This window comes from Arthrobacter sp. UYCu512 (assembly GCF_040547075.1).
Lineage (GTDB): Bacteria > Actinomycetota > Actinomycetes > Actinomycetales > Micrococcaceae > Arthrobacter.
The window spans coordinates 1-3,692 of sequence record NZ_JBEPPA010000042.1 but is presented as its reverse complement, the minus strand read 5'-3'; the positions used below and the strand labels follow the sequence as shown (position 1 = coordinate 3,692).

Genomic DNA, 3,692 nt, shown 5'->3' with positions numbered 1-3,692 from the left:
GGTCTGGTTTTTACAGCTGGTTTCAAATTTTGTGCAGCTGATGCGTCCCGTTTTCCCGGGGGTGTTGGTTGTGTCTGTTTTACTTCAACGGAGAGTTTGATCCTGGCTCAGGATGAACGCTGGCGGCGTGCTTAACACATGCAAGTCGAACGATGATCCCAGCTTGCTGGGGGATTAGTGGCGAACGGGTGAGTAACACGTGAGTAACCTGCCCTTAACTCTGGGATAAGCCTGGGAAACTGGGTCTAATACCGGATATGACTCCTCATCGCATGGTGGGGGGTGGAAAGCTTTATTGTGGTTTTGGATGGACTCGCGGCCTATCAGCTTGTTGGTGAGGTAATGGCTCACCAAGGCGACGACGGGTAGCCGGCCTGAGAGGGTGACCGGCCACACTGGGACTGAGACACGGCCCAGACTCCTACGGGAGGCAGCAGTGGGGAATATTGCACAATGGGCGAAAGCCTGATGCAGCGACGCCGCGTGAGGGATGACGGCCTTCGGGTTGTAAACCTCTTTCAGTAGGGAAGAAGCGAAAGTGACGGTACCTGCAGAAGAAGCGCCGGCTAACTACGTGCCAGCAGCCGCGGTAATACGTAGGGCGCAAGCGTTATCCGGAATTATTGGGCGTAAAGAGCTCGTAGGCGGTTTGTCGCGTCTGCCGTGAAAGTCCGGGGCTCAACTCCGGATCTGCGGTGGGTACGGGCAGACTAGAGTGATGTAGGGGAGACTGGAATTCCTGGTGTAGCGGTGAAATGCGCAGATATCAGGAGGAACACCGATGGCGAAGGCAGGTCTCTGGGCATTAACTGACGCTGAGGAGCGAAAGCATGGGGAGCGAACAGGATTAGATACCCTGGTAGTCCATGCCGTAAACGTTGGGCACTAGGTGTGGGGGACATTCCACGTTTTCCGCGCCGTAGCTAACGCATTAAGTGCCCCGCCTGGGGAGTACGGCCGCAAGGCTAAAACTCAAAGGAATTGACGGGGGCCCGCACAAGCGGCGGAGCATGCGGATTAATTCGATGCAACGCGAAGAACCTTACCAAGGCTTGACATGAACCGGTAATACCTGGAAACAGGTGCCCCGCTTGCGGTCGGTTTACAGGTGGTGCATGGTTGTCGTCAGCTCGTGTCGTGAGATGTTGGGTTAAGTCCCGCAACGAGCGCAACCCTCGTTCTATGTTGCCAGCGCGTGATGGCGGGGACTCATAGGAGACTGCCGGGGTCAACTCGGAGGAAGGTGGGGACGACGTCAAATCATCATGCCCCTTATGTCTTGGGCTTCACGCATGCTACAATGGCCGGTACAAAGGGTTGCGATACTGTGAGGTGGAGCTAATCCCAAAAAGCCGGTCTCAGTTCGGATTGGGGTCTGCAACTCGACCCCATGAAGTCGGAGTCGCTAGTAATCGCAGATCAGCAACGCTGCGGTGAATACGTTCCCGGGCCTTGTACACACCGCCCGTCAAGTCACGAAAGTTGGTAACACCCGAAGCCGGTGGCCTAACCCCTTGTGGGAGGGAGCTGTCGAAGGTGGGACTGGCGATTGGGACTAAGTCGTAACAAGGTAGCCGTACCGGAAGGTGCGGCTGGATCACCTCCTTTCTAAGGAGCACCTACAGTCACCTTGCCTCATGTATGTGAGTGTGGAGGGGTTGTCAGGAGTACGCCCGTTGCGCAGACGCTAGTTCTGCGGCGGGTGCTCACGGGTGGAATATCAACAAGTAGCGGCCGCTGGTTTTTCCTGCGGCACTTAGTACGGTTCTGCACTTGTGTGGTTCCTGGAACGGTGTGCGGGGGGTGCTGGTGGTTTAGTGTTTGGCACACTGTTGGGTCCTGAGGCAACAGGGGCCGGGTTCCGCGGTTTTCGCTGTGGTGTCCGGTGCTGGTGTTTCTGGTTGTTCCTGGCTGCATCGATCGCACGGTTTGGTCCCTTTGTGGGGGTTGCGTGTGGGGTGTGTGGTACGGGGTTGTTGTTTGAGAACTACATAGTGGACGCGAGCATCTTTTATAAGAAGCAATTTCCAAGAATATGAACCTGGATCTGACCTGGGCGCCTTTGGGTGTGTGGGTTGGTTTTCGTGGTTCTCTCGAAAATTAGCGTTTTTGATCTTTTGTGGTCAAGTTTTTAAGAGCACACGGTGGATGCCTTGGCATTAGGAGCCGAAGAAGGACGTAGGAATCTGCGATAAGCCTGGGGGAGTCGATAACCGGACTGTGATCCCAGGGTGTCCGAATGGGGAAACCCCGCCAGGGGCGCGAGTTACCTGGTGACCCGCATCTGAACACATAGGGTGCGTGGAGGGAACGCGGGGAAGTGAAACATCTCAGTACCCGCAGGAAGAGAAAACAATAGTGATTCCGTCAGTAGTGGCGAGCGAACGCGGATCAGGCTAAACCGTTCCATGTGTGATAGCCGGCGGGCGTTGCATGGTCGGGGTTGTGGGACTTCCCATTCTGTCTCTGCCGGGACAGTGGGGTGTGTAGTGCAGGCATAGGTGAACGGTCTTGAAAGGCCGGCCAGAGAGGGTGTGAGCCCCGTAACCGAAATGTTGTGCACCGCCCGGGGAGTATCCCAAGTAGCACGGGGCCCGAGAAATCCCGTGTGAATCTGTCAGGACCACCTGATAAGCCTAAATACTCCCTAATGACCGATAGCGGACCAGTACCGTGAGGGAAAGGTGAAAAGTACCCCGGGAGGGGAGTGAAACAGTACCTGAAACCGTGTGCTTACAATCCGTCGGAGCCAGTCTGATTCTGGTGACGGCGTGCCTTTTGAAGAATGAGCCTGCGAGTTAGTGTTACGTCGCGAGGTTAACCCGTGTGGGGAAGCCGTAGCGAAAGCGAGTCTGAATAGGGCGTTGCAGTGGCGTGATCTAGACCCGAAGCGAAGTGATCTACCCATGGCCAGGTTGAAGCGACGGTAAGACGTCGTGGAGGACCGAACCCACTTCAGTTGAAAATGGAGGGGATGAGCTGTGGGTAGGGGTGAAAGGCCAATCAAACTTCGTGATAGCTGGTTCTCCCCGAAATGCATTTAGGTGCAGCGTTGCGTGTTTCTTACCGGAGGTAGAGCTACTGGATGGCTAATGGGCCCTACAAGGTTACTGACGTCAGCCAAACTCCGAATGCCGGTAAGTGAGAGCGCAGCAGTGAGACTGTGGGGGATAAGCTTCATAGTCGAGAGGGAAACAGCCCAGACCACCAACTAAGGCCCCTAAGCGTGTGCTAAGTGGGAAAGGATGTGGAGTTGCGAAGACAACCAGGAGGTTGGCTTAGAAGCAGCCATCCTTAAAAGAGTGCGTAATAGCTCACTGGTCAAGTGATTCCGCGCCGACAATGTAGCGGGGCTCAAGTACACCGCCGAAGTTGTGGATTTCAGATATTAGCTAAGCCGCCCCTTGTGGGTTGGTTCAGGCGTCTGGAGTGGTAGGGGAGCGTCGTGTGGGCAGTGAAGTCGCGGTGTAAACCAGCGGTGGAGCCTACACGAGTGAGAATGCAGGCATGAGTAGCGAAAGACGGGTGAGAAACCCGTCCGCCGAATGATCAAGGGTTCCAGGGTCAAGCTAATCTGCCCTGGGTAAGTCGGGACCTAAGGCGAGGCCGACAGGCGTAGTCGATGGACAACGGGTTGATATTCCCGTACCGGCGAAAAACCGTCCATGTTGAACAGGGGATACTAACTGCCC

The 3,692-nt window shown here is 55.6% G+C and carries 2 rRNA genes; both read left to right on the top strand.

Going from position 1 to position 3,692, the window contains the following annotated elements:
- The first annotated feature begins 84 nt into the window (after positions 1 to 84).
- Positions 85 to 1,608: ribosomal RNA gene (locus ABIB49_RS19120) — 16S ribosomal RNA — on the top strand.
- A 513-nt stretch (positions 1,609 to 2,121) separates the two neighbouring features.
- Positions 2,122 to 3,692: ribosomal RNA gene (locus ABIB49_RS19115) — 23S ribosomal RNA — on the top strand; the annotation flags it as partial.